At 81.5% G+C, this 1,778-nt stretch carries 2 protein-coding genes; one reads left to right on the top strand and one right to left on the bottom strand.

The window, feature by feature from the left end; genetic code table 11:
* Positions 1-29 precede the first annotated feature (29 nt).
* Positions 30-938, bottom strand: a complete 909-nt coding sequence (locus tag GTR00_RS20150; RefSeq protein ID WP_166613316.1) for an alpha/beta hydrolase fold domain-containing protein — start codon at positions 936-938, stop codon at positions 30-32.
* Between the two features lie 147 nt (positions 939-1,085).
* On the opposite strand from GTR00_RS20150, the gene GTR00_RS20145 reads away from it, so the two are divergent.
* Complete coding sequence (locus tag GTR00_RS20145) at positions 1,086-1,622, top strand: MauE/DoxX family redox-associated membrane protein (protein ID WP_323132639.1); 537 nt, start codon at positions 1,086-1,088, stop codon at positions 1,620-1,622.
* Positions 1,623-1,778 lie beyond the last annotated feature (156 nt).

The following is a 1,778-nucleotide window of genomic DNA, read 5'->3' as shown; positions in this document are numbered from 1 at the left end:
CCCCCGCCCTGGCCGGCCCGCGGCGCCGCTCAGGCGGCGGGGCCGGCCAGGGCGGGGGCGGCGCGCAGCCAGGTGTCGACGCGGCGCAGGCTGGCCCGAGCGCCCTGCTCGTCGCGGTTCAGGTGCCCGTGGCGGGTGCCGCGCTCCAGCACGCACGTCACCGGCACCCCGGCGGTCACCAGGCGCGCGGCGAACTCCTCCGCCGAGCCGCGCAGGCCGTCGGCCTCGCTGACCAGCACCAGCGCGGGCGGGAAGCCCTCCAGGGGCGCGGTGCCCGGCGTCACGGCGGCGGGCGCGCCGTCGGGGTCGGCGCCGACGTAGCCGGCGTACATCTCGCGCACCGCCGGCGGCTCCCAGCGCTCCTCCCCCGGCGGCAGGGTGCCCAGCGCCCGCACCGCGGCGGGCGAGGCGGCGGGCGGCACGGCGTGCAGCGTCGGGTACGCCAGCACCACGCCGGCGGGCACCGGCTCGCCGGCCCCCAGCAGCCGCAGCACGGCGCCGGCGACGAGGTTGCCGCCGGCGCTGGCACCGCCGAGGAACGTGCGGGCCGCGCCCACCCCGGCCGCGGCGGCCAGCTCCCGGCCCCAGCGCCACGCGGCGAGCACGTCGTCGGAGGGCACCGGGTAGCGGGTGCCCTCGGCGGCCAGGCGGTAGCCGACGGCCACGACGAGGTGCCCAGCGCGCTGCAGGGCGCCGGCGACCGCGTGGGACTCGGGCATGTCGAGGTCGCCGGCGGCGAAGCCCCCGCCGTGCGCCCACACGAACGCCGAGGCCGGGGCGCCGGCGGGCACGTAGACGCGCACGTCCACCGGCCCGTGCGGGCCGGGCGCGGTGCGCGCGCTCACCGACCCCGGCTCCCCGGCGGCCACCGGGCCCCCGGCGCGGTCCTCGGGCTCGTCCCCGAGCTCCTGCGCGCTCTCCTGCGCGGTCTCCTGCACGGGTCCCTCCACACGTCGACGGGCGGTCGTGGGGGACGGTAGTGGACGCGCCCGCCGGCGGCCGGGGGGCCGGGCGGGACCCGGCCGCCTTCGTCGAACCGCTTGACCCGGGCACCGGGAACCACCCAACGTGTCCACGTGGCCACGATGCTGCTCCCGCACCTCGCGGGCAGCCTCCTCCTGCTCCTCGCCGGCGTCGCGAAGCTGCGGCGCCCGGACGGGACGGCGCGCGCCCTGCGCGCGCAGCACCTGCCCTCCTCCCCGGCCCTGGTGCGCCTGCTGGGTGCGGGCGAGGTGCTGCTGGCCGCCGCCGCGCTGGCCGGGCTGCCGGGCACCGCGTGGGCGGTGGCCGCCGCCTACGCGGCGTTCACCGCCTTCGTCGTGGTGGCGCTGGTGCGCGGGGCGCCGCTGAGCTCGTGCGGCTGCTTCGGCGAGCCGGACCTGCCGCCCACGCGCACCCACGTCGCCGTCACCGCGGCGCTGGCCGCGGCGAGCGCCGGCACCGCCCTGGGCGCCGGTGCGAGCGGGCTGGACGGCCTGGCCGGGGCGGGCGCACCGGCCGCGCTGGCCGCCGCGGGCCTGAGCGCGCTGGTGGCGTGGCTGGCGCTGCTGTCCCTGACCGCGCTGCCGCGCCTGGCGGCCGCGCTGCACCCCTCCCCCGCAACCCCCCGGAGCGCGTCGTGACCACCGTCCTGCTCGCCGTCGTCGTCGCGCTGGCCGTGGCCGTGGCCCTGCTGGGGCTGCTGGTGGCGGGGCTGCTGCGCAGCCACGCGGAGATCCTGCGCTCCCTGCACGCGCTGGGCGCCGGCCGGGAGGACACCGCCGCGCGCGCGGCGGGCC

The sequence above is a fragment of the Kineococcus indalonis genome, assembly GCF_009906395.1.
GTDB classification, from domain to species: Bacteria; Actinomycetota; Actinomycetes; order Actinomycetales; family Kineococcaceae; genus Kineococcus; species Kineococcus indalonis.
Note: the sequence above shows the minus strand (reverse complement) of the source record. Positions and strands in the feature narration are given on the sequence as shown.